Source organism: Faecalibacterium sp. An77, assembly GCF_002161315.1.
Classification (GTDB): Bacteria; Bacillota; Clostridia; order Oscillospirales; family Ruminococcaceae; genus Faecalibacterium.
In genome coordinates, this window is record NZ_NFHK01000004.1 from 36,472 (window position 1) to 53,601 (window position 17,130).

The 17,130-nt window shown below is 57.8% G+C and carries 11 protein-coding genes; 5 read left to right on the forward strand and 6 right to left on the reverse strand.

Features of this window, described 5'->3' with window-relative positions:
* Positions 1 to 166: 166 nt before the first annotated feature.
* Genes B5G28_RS02740 through mobC form a run of 3 tightly spaced genes read right to left on the reverse strand, consistent with a single transcriptional unit; the run spans position 167 to position 3,084 of the window.
* Complete coding sequence (locus B5G28_RS02740; RefSeq protein WP_087246198.1) at positions 167 to 1,123, reverse strand: hypothetical protein; 957 nt, start codon at positions 1,121 to 1,123, stop codon at positions 167 to 169.
* Positions 1,101 to 2,681, reverse strand: coding sequence for a relaxase/mobilization nuclease domain-containing protein (locus B5G28_RS02745; protein ID WP_087246199.1), 1,581 nt, complete (start codon positions 2,679 to 2,681; stop codon positions 1,101 to 1,103). Before B5G28_RS02745 ends, B5G28_RS02740 begins: the two co-directional genes overlap by 23 nt.
* Entirely contained in the window at positions 2,629 to 3,084 is a 456-nt protein-coding gene (gene mobC / locus B5G28_RS02750; RefSeq protein WP_087246200.1) for a plasmid mobilization relaxosome protein MobC, read from the reverse strand. The genes B5G28_RS02745 and mobC overlap by 53 nt, the downstream gene beginning before the upstream one ends.
* An 866-nt stretch (positions 3,085 to 3,950) precedes the next feature.
* On the opposite strand from mobC, the gene B5G28_RS02755 reads away from it, so the two are divergent.
* On the forward strand, positions 3,951 to 4,745 hold the full coding sequence (locus tag B5G28_RS02755; protein WP_087246201.1) for an AraC family transcriptional regulator: 795 nt from the start codon (positions 3,951 to 3,953) through the stop codon (positions 4,743 to 4,745).
* A 70-nt stretch (positions 4,746 to 4,815) separates the two neighbouring features.
* Here the strand turns inward: B5G28_RS02755 and B5G28_RS02760 are convergent, their stop codons facing one another.
* Positions 4,816 to 7,227, reverse strand: a complete 2,412-nt coding sequence (locus tag B5G28_RS02760) for a glycosyl hydrolase family 65 protein (protein ID WP_087246202.1) — start codon at positions 7,225 to 7,227, stop codon at positions 4,816 to 4,818.
* Between the two features lie 52 nt (positions 7,228 to 7,279).
* Positions 7,280 to 9,982, reverse strand: coding sequence for a cellobiose phosphorylase (locus B5G28_RS02765; protein WP_087246203.1), 2,703 nt, complete (start codon positions 9,980 to 9,982; stop codon positions 7,280 to 7,282).
* 252 nt (positions 9,983 to 10,234) lie between these two features.
* Between B5G28_RS02765 and B5G28_RS02770 the strand changes: the two genes are divergently transcribed.
* The 4 genes from B5G28_RS02770 (at position 10,235) to B5G28_RS02785 (ending at position 16,066) form a co-directional block, all read left to right on the forward strand.
* On the forward strand, positions 10,235 to 11,644 hold the full coding sequence (locus B5G28_RS02770) for a twin-arginine translocation signal domain-containing protein (protein WP_087246204.1): 1,410 nt from the start codon (positions 10,235 to 10,237) through the stop codon (positions 11,642 to 11,644).
* A 76-nt stretch (positions 11,645 to 11,720) separates the two neighbouring features.
* Positions 11,721 to 12,668 carry a sugar ABC transporter permease gene (locus B5G28_RS02775; protein WP_087246205.1) on the forward strand — a complete coding sequence of 316 codons (948 nt, stop codon included), beginning with the start codon at positions 11,721 to 11,723 and terminating at the stop codon, positions 12,666 to 12,668.
* Positions 12,665 to 13,510: a carbohydrate ABC transporter permease gene (locus B5G28_RS02780; RefSeq protein WP_087246206.1), complete on the forward strand. Its 846-nt coding sequence runs from the start codon at positions 12,665 to 12,667 to the stop codon at positions 13,508 to 13,510. Before B5G28_RS02775 ends, B5G28_RS02780 begins: the two co-directional genes overlap by 4 nt.
* A 123-nt stretch (positions 13,511 to 13,633) precedes the next feature.
* Positions 13,634 to 16,066, forward strand: a complete 2,433-nt coding sequence (locus B5G28_RS02785; protein WP_087246207.1) for a glycoside hydrolase family 3 protein — start codon at positions 13,634 to 13,636, stop codon at positions 16,064 to 16,066.
* A 75-nt stretch (positions 16,067 to 16,141) separates the two neighbouring features.
* On the opposite strand, the gene B5G28_RS02790 is transcribed toward B5G28_RS02785, so the two are convergent.
* Positions 16,142 to 16,936 (reverse strand): glycoside hydrolase family 16 protein, encoded by a 795-nt coding sequence (locus B5G28_RS02790; protein WP_242967446.1) that lies wholly within the window; start codon positions 16,934 to 16,936, stop codon positions 16,142 to 16,144.
* Positions 16,937 to 17,130: the final 194 nt, after the last annotated feature.

The window sequence follows — 17,130 nt, forward strand, 5'->3', positions numbered from 1 at the left end:
GAAATCTTCTAAAAATAACGTTATTACATTAAAAGCTAAGATATCTTTTGGCGGGCGGGCGCGTAGGGCGGGAAACTTTCACTTCCCGCTCTTTTTATGAGCGGGCGCAATCCGGGCGCATCAGCCTGCCCTAATCTCATCCTGCCGGAGTGGACTGGAAGAAAAGCTAGGCAGATTGTTCACCCTTTGATTCCGTCATGCCTGACAGGTCAAAACCCAGCGAAGCGAGATATGCCAGATGCTTTTCAAGAATAGCCTGTACCTCTTTCCTCTGTTCCGGGGACGTAAGCAGCGTAGGCATTTGCTTGAAGATGGTGCTCCAACGTTCCTGCATGGCCGTTGAGGCATCGGCAATCTGGCTGTAAAGGGAGGATGCCTTCTCAGGGACCAGCTTGCTCTCGCCTTGGTGTGGTGCCAACACCGGCTCGCTTGATACGCTTTTCTCCGTTTGAAACAATTTCTGCTTGGAGGCAGGCTTTGCCCTGGACTGAGGGTTCTTGATCTGCTCCAGAAGGACGGCATATTCTTCCGGCCTGGCCTTGGCCAGCCGCTCAAAGAGTGCGTCCGGCGCTTTCAAATCGCCGGAAAGAACTCGCTGCCGGATGCCAGGACACAACTCCTCTGCGAGATCCACGCCTGCGGCGAACAGTGCTGCCCGGCGGACAGCACTGGGGCTGATATGGTTCTCCCGCGCGATCCGTTCACAGGTTTTCCCGGCGGTCTGCTGATGTTCATTTTGAGCACCAGCAGACGGGACCGGGCGCGTGTGTTGATTTCCATGAAATCCATCAGCCTGTTTTTCAGCGTCGTACTGCTTGCCCATCAGAAACTTTTTCTGTTCAGGCGTCAGGTTCCGGCGGCCAAGCTGATGTTTGCAAATCCATACGAGGACTTCATCCCGCGTTTCTAGCTCCAAGTTTCGGACGCTGCATGGGATTTCCGGATGGCTTTGCAGAATTTCATAGCGGTTGTGTCCGTCTACAATGGTGCCATTCCAAACGAGGATTGGGGCCAGCAGCTCCCCTTCTGCCAAAATGTTTTCTTCCAGCTGTTTGCGTTCCTCCTGGGTCAGGGGTGGAATCTGTGCCTTGAATTCGGGATCAATGCGCAATGTCTGGGTCATGCAGCCCTCCTTCCTGGATCTGCTGGCGATCCTCTCGGTGGAGGGTCGACAACAGATTTTGCTGTGCGGTGCTGAGTTCTATCCATTCCTTTTTTGCTTCACGATACGCCTCATAAAACCTGGCTTTTTCCGAGATCAGCTGTTCACGTTCCGTTTCCAGCTGTTTCAGGCTGGGCAGTTTGGTAATTTTTTGAGCCTTGAAATAGGCGGCTGCTGCCTGGTAAGCTGCCAGTTCGGCACGGTGCTGTTCCCAAAACGCTTCTGGGTTCTTTGCTGTCTTGACCTGCTGAGCAAACTTCCGGTTCTGGAGATAGGATGTTACATGGCGGCTCAGTTCCCGGTTGGCTTTGATGCGGTTCTCCAGGTCTTTGACCACCTTGAGACTCTCGTCTCGTTTTTCCTGAAGTTCAGTTACACGGGCATCCAGTTCTTCCTCGCTGTTCAGGTTGTACCGGGTGAATAGTGCCATGGACTTTGCCAGCTGTTTGAGATTGAAAATCTTGGCCCAGTGCTCGTAACCAGCGCCCTTGCCTGTGGCCAGCTTGGCCTGAATGTCAATCAGGCGGCTGATACGGTCGGGGTGAGAATCAGAGCTGTAGAGCCTGGCGGTTTTCTTTCGCTCGGCGTTTTCAGCGAGAACAGCCAGAACGTTCTCTTTGGAAAAATCATCGCCCAGCTTGCGGGAGGAGATGGGTTTGGTCCGGCCGGCGGTGGGGTAACTGAACCGCCCACGGCTCTCACTAACCGTGATGCTATGCTCCTGCAAAAGCTGAGCGGAAAATTCCTCCAAGCTGGCAGCCTTGGCCAGAACCGAACGGATTTGCCGGCGAAGGGCCGCTTTCTCGGTTTCATATTTGGTTTGCCGGATGGGCTGGCCGGAAGCGGCTGCCTTCTGGTTGGCGTGGTCGAGACGGCGCTGGCCGCGCCGCTGCGCCCAGTATTCCTTTTCGGTAATCCGTTCGCCGGTGCCATTCAGCAGGTCGATCTGGTAGAGGCCGGCTTCCTGGCAAAGCTCCATGGTCTCGACCCGCAGGTGCCGGAGCATCGCGGACGTGCAGCGGTGCTTCATGCCCTCCTGCCAGTCACAGGGCTTTTCCATATAGGGCTGCCTCGGGATGGTCCGTATTCGGACGCTGCCGATGACAATGTGAACGTGGATATTGCCAGCTCCGTTGTGTCCGTCGGGATGAGCGCAGATAATAGCGGGGTGTCCTGGAAAGTTTTCCTTGCAGAACTGCAGGCCAAGGGCCTGGGCCTTTTCCAGGGTCAGTCCGTTGTCCGCAGCGTCCCGTGGGTCAAAGCTGATGATATATTGGTGGGTCTTCACATCGTCGGGAGAGAAGTTCTTTCCGTACTTCCGGTTTGCCAGCAGACAGGCCATGGCAAAGGACTGTCCGCCGCATTCCAGGGTGTCCAGTAAGTACTCCTCCCGCAGTTTGGGCCGGCCGTTCTCATCCAAAATTGGGAGACCGGTGTACTCGTTGTGCTGAAAGGTCAGATAGTGTTCAGGTGCCGTAAGATCGGAGTTCTTCGAGCTTGTATGCTTGATGGTTGCCATATAGTTCTCCCATCTTTTTCTCGGCATCCAGCCGAAAGAGTGTGAGCGCAGACAATTCGGTCAAAAGCTGTGCCCGAATTTGTTCTGAATCTTTGCCGCCGCTGTTGAAGTGGCGGGCAAGCTGGTTCAGATTGCTGCCGATCCTGCCGCATTGTCCCAGCAGGTCAGAGAGGATGCTCAGTGCATCTTCTCCGCCGCCGGTGACAACAATGGTTTGTTTGATGGACTGACTGTGCAGGGAACGACGGATAAGAGTGGAGATGTTGACATGGAGAATCTCGCACATGATTTCCAGTTCCCGCTTTTCTTCTGGGGTAACTCTGAACTTGATGAATTGCGTTTTCCTCGGCGGGCCGTCTTTCTGAATGGTGTTCTGTTTCGGACAGTTTTTTGTCTTGGTCATTGTACCTCCTTGCTGTTTGACTAGCTCCCATCGAAAGTGGGGAGCTATGTATAGGTGCGGCGCAGCCGAAGAATGCGCAGAGCGCGAAATGAGCAGGGTTTGGGGAAGGCACTCCCCAACAAGTACGACCGGAGCGTGCGGCATCAATTTCAATTCGTGAAATTGTGGCCACGGGTCGATACTTGCTTTTTACTTTTCCCGCCATTTTGAAAATTTTTATTTCAAAACGGTCTCCAATCGGTCAAAGTAGGAAGTGCACAGTGTCTCCTGCTTGGTGGGGTCGCCGTTTACATCCGAATTAAGTTCCTGCCCCTGTTTTGCAGCGGCGTTGTCAGGCTCGCCCGCATTTCTGCGAGGTCATGGCGCTGTATCCAGTCCGGACGGCTGATGAAGTTATCAAAGTACGTATGAAGAATTGCGAACCGGTTGCCCGGCTGCAAGTCTCTCGAAAAGAAAAAGGCCCCGCAGCACCAAAAGATTTTGTCGTGGGTGGATGGCGGCAAAATGGTTTGGTGAAGCTGCGGAGCGGACAAACAAAGTTATGTAGTGGCTTTCATTGAGTAAAGCGGCTTTGTTGAGGAACAGGGTATCACTGAAAAATGCAAATGTCAACGATTTGTCGAACGATTTGGAAAATCCTACAAGAATAGATTTAATCCGTTGGACAGAATAGAAACTTTAGGCTTCCATTGGTGAACGCATAACAGCTTTCAGGTATTTACCGAATCAAGATTCGGCGATAAGATCTATCTTTAAGAACTTGAGAAGTTTTCTCTGCTGTGTTATAGTATATTTGACCATAATAAGATTCCATGAACGCGGGATTTTAAGCAGAACAGCAAGAAGCGGTTCAAGGAGATGCGGCAATGAGTTACAAAGATGAATGGCTTGTAATCGAGGCTAACGATGACATCGATGAGATGGAGCACCGTGAACCCAGCGAGGAATTTTTGTTCTACCGTGCCGTGGCCAACGGCGATGTGGATGCTGTCCGAAAAAATTGCGAACAGGGCCGCTTTATGGATACAGAAGGGGTTGGCGTTTTGTCCAAGGACCCCATTACCAACCTGAAATATCATTTCGTGGTCACCACAGCCATGGTGACGCGGATGTGCCGCCAGCACGGCATGGAGCTGGAACAGGCATTCCGGCTGAGCGATTTTTATATCCGGAAGCTGGACGATATCCATACCGCCGACGAGATCAAGCGCCTGCACGACGAGATGGTCATGGACTACACCGAAAAGATGCGCCGTTACCATCATAACAACACCAACTCCAAGCACATCAATGCCTGCAAGGAATACATTTACGCCCATATCAAGGAGCGGATCACCATTGAGGATCTGGCCGACGCGCTGGGCGTTTCCTCCAGCTATCTGTCCCGGCTGTTTAAAAAAGAGACCGGGGTCTCGGTCAGCGCCTACATCCGCAACCGCAAAATAGACATGGCCAAAAACCTGCTGCGATTCAGCAACGACTCCATGATTGACATTGCCAACCGGCTTTCTTTTTCCTCCCAGAGCCATTTTATCCAGCAATTCCGGGAGGTGGTGGGGATGACCCCCAAGAAATACCGTGACACCTACTATATGGTGGAATGGGGGGCAGAGTCTCCCCGCCCGGATCTCGCCGGGAACGGCGTCGGTCTGACCACCTGATCTGAAAACAAAAGCACCGCCGGGTGCTGCCTTCTCCCCAGAGGCAGCACCCGGCGGTCTTTTTTGTGGATCACATGGTGAGGATAATGTCGTTTTCGTCCTGAAGGGCGGAAGCGGGAATGTAGTTGTCCGGCATGGCCTGGCCATTGAGGGTCAGGCTGCGGCAGCCGGATTCACGATGGCCGGGGTTTTCCACCCGGATGTGGAGCCGATGGCCACGGAAGTCTTTTTCCATGGTGAAGGCGTCCCACTCTTTGGGAATGGCGGGGGCCAGGCGCAGGCCGTCCAGATCCGGCCGCAGGCCCAAAATGCCTTCCACGCAGCCCACCATCACGGTGGAGGCTGTGCCGGTGAGCCAGTGGACCTGAGAACGGCCGAAGTGTTTGCTGGCCGGCCCTTCGGTGAACTGCCCGTAGCAGTAAGGTTCCAGATGGCGGATTTCGGCCCGGTCATTCTGGGCGGCAGGGGCGTTCTCGGTGAAGTAGCCGAAAGCCCGCTCTCCGTGGCCGCACAGGGCCTCGGCCAGAATCAGCCAGCCCTGGGACTGGGAGAAGATGCCGGCGTTTTCCTTGGTGCCGGGGTTGTAGATGACAGCCAGGGCGCCGTCAAAGGCGTGGGCATGGTAGGGCGGGTCCATCAAAACCGCGCCGTATGCAGTGTTCAGCCGCTGGCTGACCCCCTCCATGACGGTGTCGGCCTGGTGGGAATCCGCCAGACCGCTGATGACGGCCCAGCTCTGGGGGTTCAGCCAGAAGTTGGCCTCGGGTGCGGCAGCTTCGCCGATCCGCTCGCCGGCCTCGGTGAAGCCCCGGATGAACCGGTCGCCGTCCCAGCACAGCTCCTGGATGCGGCTCTGATACTCGGTCAGCTTTTCATCCAGCCAGCGTACATCCTGGTCGGCGCCGCGGTGGGCGGCAAACTGCCGCAGAATCCGCATGGCGTAGTAGAACTGGAAGGCCACAAAGGCCGACTCGCCGTTGGCGCCCAGCCGCAGGCAGTCGTTCCAGTCGGCATACAGGCCGGCCGGCAGGCCGTGGGGGCCCAGATGGTTGAGGGAAAATTCCACTGCCCGCTTGAGATGCTCATAGACGGTCCCTTCGTCCTTGTTAGCGAAGGGAATCACTTCGTCCAGGAAGGCGAGGTTGCCGCTTTCGGCCACATATTTGTAGACGGTAGGGAAGAGCCACAGGGCGTCGTCGGCCCGGTAGGCGGGATGTCCGGTTTCCTTCACATAGGAGGGATCGTCGGGGGTGTCCTCATGGCCGGGGTTGTGGGTGAACTTGACCAGAGGCAGGCCGCCGCCGTTGTCCACCTGAGCCGACAGCATGAAGCGGATTTTCTCACAAGCCATTTCCGGTTCCAAATGGATGATGCCCTGGATATCCTGGACCGTGTCACGGTAGCCGTAGCCGTTGCGCAGGCCGCAGTAAATCAGGGATGCGGCCCGGGACCAGATGAAGGTGATGAAGCAGTTATAGGCGTTCCAGGTGTTCAGCATGGTGTTGAAGGCGGGGTCGGGGGTCTCCACCTGCAGGTGGCTGAACCGGCTGTACCATTCCGCCTTGAGGGCGTCTACCTCCTGCTGAACCCGGGCGGCGGGGTCGGCATAGCCCGCCAGGATGGCGGCGGCCTCGGCCGAGGGTTTCATGCCGGTTGCAAACAGGATGGTTTTGCTTTCGCCGGGGGCCAGCTTCACCTTGCAGGAGAGGGCGCCGCAGCTGTTCTCGTTGTAGCTTTCCAGATTGCCCAGATCTCCGGATGCCACCCCTTGGGGATTGCCGTAGCCATGATAAGCCCCCAGGAAGGCGGTCTTGTCCCCGCAGTAAGAGGAGACCGGCGCACCGGCCAGGCCGAAAAACCGCTCGGTTACCGTCTTGTCATCCACATCTTCTCCCTGGGCCAGGGCGTCCAGGTTGCCGTGGATCTGCTGGGTGATCCGGTTGCCTTCAAACACAGTCCGGCCGATGAAGAGGGAATACTGGAGGTTGACCTGATCCTGCTCGTAGTTGCTGTGGTTGGTGAACTCAGCATAGCCGGTCAGGGTCAGACTGCGGGACCGGTCCGAATCGTTGGTGACGGTGAGGGCCCATACCTCATAGGCTTTGCCCTGAGGCACATAGTAGACAGCCTTGGAGGAGATGCCTGCATAGCTGGCTTCCATCCGGGTATAGCCCATGCCGTGGCAGCACTTGACCTGGTAGTCGTTCAGGTCCTTGGCCACCGGCTGCCAGGAGGCGGACCAAAAGTCCCCGCTGTCGTCATCCCGCAGATAGATGTACCGGCCCGGCTGGTCAAACTGGTTGAACACATACCGGAGAATCCGGCCGTTGGCCCCCGACCGCTCAAAGCTGTAGCCGCCGGCGTTGTTGGAGATGATGGCGCCGTAGGCCGGCGACCCCAGATAGTTGACCCAGGGGGCTGGGGTGTCGGGGCGATCGATCACATATTCGCGGGCTTTGTCATCAAAATATCCGTATCTCATACTCGTTGCTTTCTGCCTTTTGGGCGTTATCAAAAAATCATTCCTGCCTGTTTTATCCCAGATATACAGTGAAAACCTGTTTCTGCTCGGCGGGCAGAGCCTCGATCACCCGGCGGGGGATGATGACGCTGTCACAGCTGCCTGCACACAGCTCGGCGTCGCCGCAGAGGACTTTCTGAACCCGGTACTGCCCGTATTCCAGCCGCCCGGGATTCTGGCAGCGGATTTCCAGCCGCCGCCCTGCAAAGGTCACATGGACCGAGGCACTGCCCTCGGCGTCAAACTGGGCCGCGGTGAGCTTGGGCTGGAGCAGGAGGTCGCCTGCTTCGCCCCGGACGCCGAAAACCTGGGTGATCATGGTCATCATGTACCAGCTGGCGGCGCCGGTCAGATAGTGATACATCCCCCGGCCGTCGGCCCGGAAATATTCCGGGATGCCGGGATAGATGCGGCTGGTGTCGAAGTCCAGGGCGGTGTCTGCCAGAGTCTTGAGAGCCTTCCAGCCCTCCTGCACAAAACCCCGGCGGTACAGGGCGTTGGCATACATCACCGCCATATGGGAGAAGACCGCCCCGTTTTCTTTTTCACCGTAGGCAAAGCCGAACATCCGGCCCAGATCGAACTTCAGCTCATGAAAATCGGTGTTCAGCCGGTAGCCGCCGATTTCCCTCCGGTAGAGATAGTGGTCGGCGCTGGCTGTGATCCGCCGGATCTGCTGGTCGGTGGCCACGCCGCCCATGATGGCGAAGACCTGGCCGGTCAGCATCATCCGAACGCCCTCGGGGAAGATGCCTTCCACCGCACGGCCGTGATTGTCATAGTAGCTGTTGTACCAGCCCTCCGCCGTGCCGGCGCAAATCCACTCGTGTTTCCGGAGCCAGCCGGTGAGCCAGTCTGCCTTTTGCTCCAGGCTGTCGGCCAGATCCGACAGGCACACTTCCACCCGCTTGCCGCTGATCTGATGGGCGCAGCGGGCTGCGTACTGGGTCAGAATGGTTTGCTTGGCCCGGGCGTCGTCAAAGGTTTCGGTCTGGTCGCCGCACAAAACCAGCAGCTCTTCCAGCACCTGGGTGGTTTTGGACCCGGTGGTCTTTTCCAGAAGCCGAATCATCCCGGCCAGCTCCCGCAGGTTGCCGGCATAGGCGCAGGTGAAGGCGACGCTTTCTCCCCGCTCAGCCGCCATGTCCAGCGCGTCGTTCCAGTCGGCGCCCCGAAGACGGCAGATGTTGTGTTCGCCGACTTCATAGAAAGCGGCCAGCTGCTCGATCAGCAGATGCTCCAGGATGGTGCCGGTGTAGACTTCGCCCTGGCTGGTCCGCTGCCAGCCGCCCTGCTCCGGCTGGTATTCGGCGTCGATTTGGGTGCCGCGGACTGCCTGGGCATCCTTGAAATAAGGTGCCTGCCGGTTGAGGATTTCCACATCGCCGGTCTGGTCGATGTAGAGCTTGGTGGTCATCTGGGGCCAGAGGGCATGGTCCATCCAGACCCGGGCGATGCCGTTGCGGTCGGCGATGAAATTGCCGTCGCCGGCCCCAATGATGGTGGCGTTGGTGCCGTCGATCCGGACGCCGCCGAAATTTTTCTCAATCATCCGGCCCACGTCCCCGGGTTCCATCAGCAGCAGGGACAGACAGTCCTGCCACAGATCCCGCCAGCCCCGGCCGCCCCGGCCGTAGTCATGGTGGGGGAGGAAGGAGCAGCCGAAGAGCCGCCGCAGGAAGGGCTGGAAACAAACCCATTTCATCAGGTTGTCAAAGTCCGGGTCTCCGGTGCGGAAAGAGACGTTGACCTTCTCTTTCCAGTAGCTGCGGGTCTCATCCAGCGCGGCCTGCACCTGTTCCCAGCTGTGGTACTTGTCCCAAATGGCGTTGACGGCCTCTTCGCTGTCCTCGACCCCCAGCAGCAGGACATAATGGGCCTGCTGCCCCGGGGCCAGGGTAATCGCCGGGAAGCGGAACGCTCCCATGGCCTCCCGGCCTTCCGCCCGGCTGCCCGCTTTGACCCCGGGGTACTGCTCGTAAACGGCCCGGGGATGGAGGTAAGTGCCGCCCTCGCCCAGAAATGCTTCTACAGTGGGGTAGAAGGCCTCCGGCTTCTGGCCCACCGGCCCAAAGCCTTCTACATAATATACCTTGTGGTTGGGCCGGTGGCCCCGCTCGTCAAAGGACATGGTGGGCCGGACCATGACGCCGTTTTCGGTGGTCCAGATCCGGTGGAGCATCGAAGTCACATTCCGGTGGTCCCGGATGTTGTCTGCGCTGCGGCCGTAGAGGGGAACGGCTGCGATGGGGGTGAGCCAGCGGGGCTGTTCCTGCTGGTTGCGCACCGTGATGCAGAGGATTTCCACATTGTCCTGCCGGGGACAAAAGGCGGTCACTTCGGTATCGAGGCCCAGGTCCTGGGCGGTGCGCTCCACCGTCTGCCACATCAGGCCGGCGGTGAGCCGGCTGTCATCCTGGGCCGGGGTGAAGCGGTCGGCCTCCTGCCGGGCCGAAGCGCCGGACACCGAAAAAGCCTGCCCGTCCTCATCCACCAGCCAAAAGTTCCGCACGCCGCGGTTGCTGTGGAGATTTTCAGCGCTGACCGGTTCCAGCAAAAAGGTCTCCTGGTCAATTTTGGCGTCCCCTCCCAGATTGGGGGTGAGGGAGCTTTTCAGCCCTGTCTCGGAGGCCAGCGGAAAGTACAGATAACTGACATTTTCCGGCTTGTCCATGGTGAAGCTGCCGTACTTGTCCACGAAATGCAGGTGGTTCATGATACTTCTCCTTTCTATGGTAGGATGTCGGTTTTTATTATATAGAAAGGCGTCTGCGGCAAAAATCAAAACCATGCATCAAAGTGTCAGAATCATGACCATATTTATCTATCAGCACAAAACGTTGTCAAGAATTTGATATTTTTTATGGAATAATTATATATCCGGCGGGATTTCTTTCGCTATAATAGGGGCACAAAAGACGCCGGGCACCGAGGCCCGGGCCATGAGATTACAGAGGAGGTTCGTACTATGAATGAGAAGAAATCCTGCGCCATCAGCCGCCGCTCGTTCCTGAAGGGCGCCGGCGCCGTGGGCGCTGCCAGCGTTTTGGCCGCTTGCGGCGGGAATTCCACTGCTGCATCGGGCAGCGGCGCAGAGGCTGCGGCGGAAGGCAAAGTGATCAATATCTACAGCTGGAACGACGAGTTCCGCACCCGTCTGGAAGCCGTTTATTCGGAAGTCGCCAGCACCTCGTCCGACGGCACCGTCACCACCCTGAAAGACGGCACCGAGATCCACTGGATCATCAACCCCAACCAGGACGGCGTCTATCAGCAGAAGCTGGACGAGGCCCTGCTGAACCAGGCTTCCGGCTCTGCTGATGACAAGGTGGATATCTTCCTGTCCGAGACTGACTACGTCTACAAGTACACCGACGCCGAGGCCGATGTGGCTATGCCCCTGACCGACCTGGGCATCGACCCCGACACCGACCTGGCCGACCAGTACCCCTTCACCAAGACCACCGCTTCGGACCAGAACGGTGTCCAGCGCGGTTCCACCTGGCAGTGCTGCCCGGGCCTGCTGGTTTACCGCCGCGATATTGCCAAGGACGTCTTCGGCACCGATGACCCCGCCGCCGTGGGCGAAAAGGTGAAAGACTGGGACACCCTCAAAGCCACTGCGGAAGAGCTGAAGGCCAAAGGCTATTTCACCTTCTCTTCCTACGCCGACACCTTCCGTCTGTACGGCAACAGCATCAGCCAGTCCTGGGTGGCCCCCGGCGAGACGGTCTGCAAAGTGGACCAGCAGATCATGAACTGGATCAGCGATTCCAAGGAATGGCTGGACGCCGGCTATCTGGACAAGACGGTCAAAGGCCAGTTCAACGACGACTGGAACAAGGCCATGGGCTCTGCTTCCAAGGTGTTTGCCTTCCTGCTGCCGGCCTGGGGCATCGACTTCACCCTGGCCCCCAACTGGGACGGCCCCGAAGGAGCCTGGGCTGTCACCAATCCTCCCCAGGAATACAACTGGGGCGGCTCTTACATCCACGCCTGCACCGGCACCGACAACCTGGAGCACGTCCGGGATATCATCCTGGCTCTGACCTCCAATAAAGACAACCTGCTCAAGATTTCCAAGGATTATATGGATTTCACCAACACCATGAGCGGGATGCGGGATGCCGCCACCGACGACAGCTTTGCCTCCAGCTTCCTGGGCGGTCAGAACGCTTACGAGTACTTTGCTCCGGTGGCTGAAAACATCAAGATTGCCCCCCTGTCTTCCTACGACCAGGGCTGCGTCGAGCTGATTCAGAACGCATTCAGCGATTACTTCCAGGGCAATGTGGATTTCGACCGGGCCAAGGAAAACTTTGAGACGGGCATCATGGAGCGCTATCCTGATATCACCGCAGTCGAGTGGGCAGAGTAAGCTGCCTCTCTTTGGAAAGGCCGGCTGCCGCGCACTTTTGCGGCGGCGGTCTTTTACGAGAAAGGAACGGTGACCTATGAAACAACCAAAACGCAAACACCTGAGCTATGCAAAATGGGGATATATCTTTATCATCCCGTTCTTCCTGAGCTTTTTCATCTTTTCCCTGATCCCGCTGGTGGATACCATCCGCTACAGCTTCTATGAGTACTACCGCTCCGGCATCAAAGAGATCGGCCCCAACTTTGTGGGCCTGGAAAACTACGGGAGTCTGCTGGAGTCGGATCTGCTCAAATATGCAGGAAATACCCTGATCCTCTGGCTGATCGGCTTTGTGCCCCAGATCGTCATCGCCCTGCTGCTGGCCAACTGGTTCACCGATATGCGGCTGAAAATCCGGGGCAAACAGTTCTTCAAGGTGGTCATCTATCTGCCCAACCTGATTATGGCTTCGGCCTTCGCCATGCTGTTCTTCGCCCTGTTCTCCAACAGCGGCCCCATCAACTCCATCCTGATGAGCCTGGGGATCACCGATGCGCCCATTGACTTCATGGGGACAACCTTCGGCACCCGCTCCCTGATCGGCCTGATGAACTTCCTGATGTGGTTCGGCAACACCACCATCATGCTGATGGCCGCCATCATGGGCATCAGCCCCGAGATCTTTGAGGCCGCCGAGCTGGACGGCTGCGGCAGCGTCAAGCGGTTTTTCTCCATCACCCTGCCCCTGATCCGTCCCATCCTGGCCTACACCCTGATCACTTCCATCATCGGCGGCCTCCAGATGTTCGATGTGCCCCAGATCCTCACCAACGGCCAGGGCGCTCCCGACCGCACCTCCATGACCCTGATTATGTTCCTGAACAACCACCTCAAGAGCCGCAACTACGGCATGGCCGGCGCTCTGTCGGTGTTCCTGTTCATCGTCAGCGGCATTCTCTGCTTCTTCGTCTACCGGATGACCAACGGCAAGGATGACACCGCTGTCAAGCCCGCCAAACAGAAAGGAGGCGCCAAGGCATGAGACATCACAGAAACAAGACCGGTGAGACCATCCTCGCTTATGTCGTTCTGGCCATCCTGTCCTTTTTGTGCCTATTCTTTTTCTACATCCTGATTGTCAACTCCACCCGCTCCCACGCGGACCTGCAGAAAGGCTTCTCCTGGCTGCCGGGCAGCTACTTCCTGGAAAACCTGAAGAACGTGGCCAACGACGGCAGCTTCCCCATGTTTAAAGGCATCCTCAACAGCCTGATTGTATCTTCCGGCTCGGCCGCCCTCTGCACCTACTTTTCGGCTCTGACGGCTTACGGACTGTACGCCTACAATTTTAAGCTGAAAAAGTTCGCCTTCACCTTCATCATGGCCATCCTGGTCATGCCCACCCAGGTCACCGCCATGGGCTTCCTGCGGTTGATGACCAATATGGGTTTGTATGATACCCTGTGGCCTCTGATTATCCCTTCCATCGCTTCGCCGGCGGTCTTCTACTTCATGTACAGCTACTTGAAGTCCTCTCTGCCGCTGTCCCTGGTGGAGGCGGCCCGGATCGACGGCTCGGGCGAGTTCCACACCTTCAACCGAATTGTCCTTCCCATCATGAAGCCGGCCATTGCAGTCCAGGCCATCTTCTCCTTCGTGGGCTCCTGGAACAACTACTTCGTCCCGGCTTTGATCATCCAGTCCAAGGACAAGATGACTGTCCCCATCCTGATCGCTACCCTCCGCGGCGCCGATTACATGAACTTTGACATGGGCAAGATTTACATGATGATCATGGTGGCCATCGTCCCCATCATCCTGGTCTATCTGCTGCTTTCCAAGTACATCATTGCCGGCATTACCCTCGGCGGCGTCAAAGAGTAACAAGCTTCTCATCGCGTTCTCCTTCATCTTCTTCATCATTTCTCCACACAGTGCTGAGGAAAGCCGCCATAGATTTCTGCTATGGCGGCTTTTCTCGTGCAGTGTCATGTTCAGGAGGTTTTTATGGCATATATCTCTGCCCACAGCGGCACCCATGAGATAACCCCTTCCGCCCGTGAACGCGCCCATGCAGCCCTGGCCCGCCGGGCTGCGGCATCGGGAATCGTTCTGCTGAAAAATACCGGTGTTCTGCCGCTGGAACCGGCTTGTGCCGTGGCGTTGTTCGGCACCGGCGCCAGCCGGACCGTCAAGGGAGGCATCGGCTCGGGCGATGTCAACAACCGGGCCAATGTATCGATTTTCCAGGGTCTGCAGGCGGCCGGCCTCACCATCACCAGTACAAGCTGGATCACAGACTATGAAGCCCGCTACAAAGCTGCCCGTTCTGCCTGGAAAGCCCAGGTGCTGGAAGCAGCCAAACAGGTGGAAAATCCCTTTGACGCCTACGCTTCCCATCCCTTTGTTCTGCCCCAGGGCCGCCCTGTCCTGCCCCAGGATGTGGAAGGCGCCTCAGTGATCGTTTACGTCCTCAGCCGGATTTCGGGGGAAGGGAAGGACCGCCGGCTGGAAAAAGGGGATTACTACCTCAGCGACCAGGAATGGGAGGAGCTGCGCAGCCTGAACAGTGTGGGTCTGCCCATCGTTCTGCTGCTCAATGCCGGCGGGCCCATTGAATTGGCCGGTCTGCTGGATGTGGCCACCCATATTGAGGCAGTGGTGCAGATTTCCCAGCCGGGACAGCAGGGCGGAGAAGCCGTGGCGGATGTCCTGTTGGGAAAAGTCACCCCCGAGGGCAAACTTACCGCCACCTGGGCCCGGCGGTACAGCGACTATCCCGAGGCGGACCGCTTCGGCGCCCTCAGCGGCGACCTGACAAAATCAGTCTACCGGGAGGGCATCTATGTGGGCTACCGGTATTTTGACAGCTTTGGTGTAAAGCCTCTGTTTCCCTTCGGATACGGCTTGTCCTACACCAGTTTTGAGATCCGAATGGCGGGGCTGCAGGTGCTGCCCCATAGTGTGGAAGTACGTGCCGCAGTGAAAAATGTGGGCTTCTGCTTTTCGGGCCGGGAGGTGGTGCAGGTCTATCTGTCCTGCCCCCAGAAGGGCGGTGCCCGGGAGCTGCGCCGATTGGCCGGCTTCGCCAAGACCCTTCTGCTGGCGCCGGAACAGAGCCAGACCCTGACCATCTCCATCCCCCAGAAAGTCCTTGCCTCCTTCTCTGAGGAAAAGCAGGGCTGGATGGTGGAAAAGGGACTGTATGGCATCTGGATCGGGAACAGCAGTGCTGCGCTGACCCCCTGCGCCGTTATCCGGGTGGGGGAAGATGTCTGCATCGAGAAGACCCATCCCATCTGCCCGGTGCAGATTCCCTTTGAAGAGCTGGGGGCCGCCGAACCGGCCCGGCAGGCCGCTGTCCTGGACAGCCATCTTCCGGTCTATGACTTTGTACCGCAGCCCGAGCCCCGGCCGGCCTGCGCAGAGCCGCCCCAGGCAGAGGGCCCTGTGGAGGATTTGTTCCCGCTGCTCTACGGCAACATCACCAAGGGCACCAGCACCCTGGGGTCGGCGGGCGTCCGGGTGCCGGGCTCGGCGGGAGAAACTTCCGAGGCCCTGGAAGATACCATGGGTATTCCCTCTCTCATCATGGCGGACGGGCCTGCCGGGCTGCGGCTCCGCCAGAGCTATCAGACCGACCGGGCCACCGGCCGGGTCTATGGCGTGGGTGTGCTGGGTTCTCTGGAAAACGGCTTTCTGGAGCCGGCGGTCCAGCACAAGGATGCGGATACCTGGTACCAGTTCTGCACGGCCTTCCCGGTGGGCACTGCCCTGGCCCAGAGCTGGGACATCGGCCTGATGGAGGAGTTCGGCCAGGCCATCGCCTGCGAAATGGAGGAGCTGGGGGTGGACTTGTGGCTGGCCCCCGGCATGAACATCCAGCGCAATCCCCTGTGCGGGCGCAGCTTTGAATACTACTCCGAAGACCCGGTGCTTTCGGGCCTGCTGGCGGCTGCCGTTACCCGGGGCGTCCAGAAGGACGGCCGGTGCGGCGTCACCGTCAAGCACTTCGCCTGCAACAACCAGGAGGACAACCGGATGGGTGTGGATGTCCAGGTCTCGGAGCGGGCGCTGCGGGAAATCTATCTCCGGGGCTTTGAAATTGCTGTCAAGGAAGCTGCTCCCGCTGCCATCATGACCTCCTACAACCGGATCAACGGGGTCTACTCCGCCAACAACCGGGATCTGTGCACGGTGGTGGCCCGGCAGGAATGGGGATTTGGCGGCCTGATGATGTCAGACTGGAACACCACCGTGCCTGCCGACGGCAGCACGCCCTGGAAATGCGCCTGGGCCGGCAACGACGTGATTATGCCGGGGAATCCGGATGACGATGCCGACATCCGGGCTGCCTGGGCCCGGGGCGATCTTTCCGAAGAAGCGATCCGCGCCTGTGCAGGCCGGCTCATGGCCCTGACCAAACGTCTGCGGGGATAATCTTTTCTGAATCACAGCGTGCAAAACCCCCGGCTGTTCCTGACAGCCGGGGGCATTTGTTTGGCGGGATGGATTTTAGTTTTCCTTTTGGTAGACCCTGACCCAGTCCACCCAAAGGGCTGCTTTGCTCATATCGGTGGTTTCATCGGGGCTGCCGGGCCAGTCTCCGCCCACAGCCAGATTCAGAATGATGTAAAAGGGCTGATCAAAGGGAGCAGGATAGGGCACCTGGCCCCGGCCCTCGGTGACCGAATACCACTGACTTTCTGAGAAAAACAGCTGGCCATCCAGATACCAGCTGATCTGCCCCGGTTCCCACCGGACGGCGTAGTTATGGTATTCCTTTGCAAAGTCGCCCGACGTCAGAGCGAAGCTACCCTGGCTCTGGCGGTGGGGATTGCCGTAGTGGATGGTGCCATAGGTCTTTGCAGTATCATGGCCCAGAACTTCCATGATGTCAATCTCCCCGCACCGGGGCCACTGACCATACCGCTCTTCTTCCGTAGGCATCATCCAAAAGGCAGGCAAAAAGCCTTTGCCTGCCGGTACCTTAATGCGGGCTTCAAAGATGCCGTACTGGAAATCGTGCTTGTGCTGCGTATTCACTCGGCCGGAGACATAAGATATGGTCCCGTCGCTCTGCTTGGTTTCCACCGGCTTGAGCACCAGGGTGCTGTTTTCGATGAAAATGGTTTCGGGAGAATCAATGTAGGCCTGCAGCTCGTGATTCACCCAGCCGGGCTCATGCAGCTCTACGTTCCAGTCTTCCCGGTTCAGTGCAGGCGCGTTGAAGTCATCCTCCCACCGCAGGGTGTATCCCTCGTACGAAAGCTGCTTGCCTGCCGCAGGGACTGTCATTTTGTTTTCCATGGAATGGTTCCTCCTTGTTTTGAGATGTGTCTTTTCCTGAACGGCCGCCGACATAGAGCGATTTGATACGTCTATTGTATCGGAAGAACCAGGGTGTTTGATATCAGAACCATGCTGATTCTGTTTGATTTTTGTCGCAACCAAAATACAAAGTGGATTTCAATGAAGTAGGCGTGTTTGGATTGACAAAATAT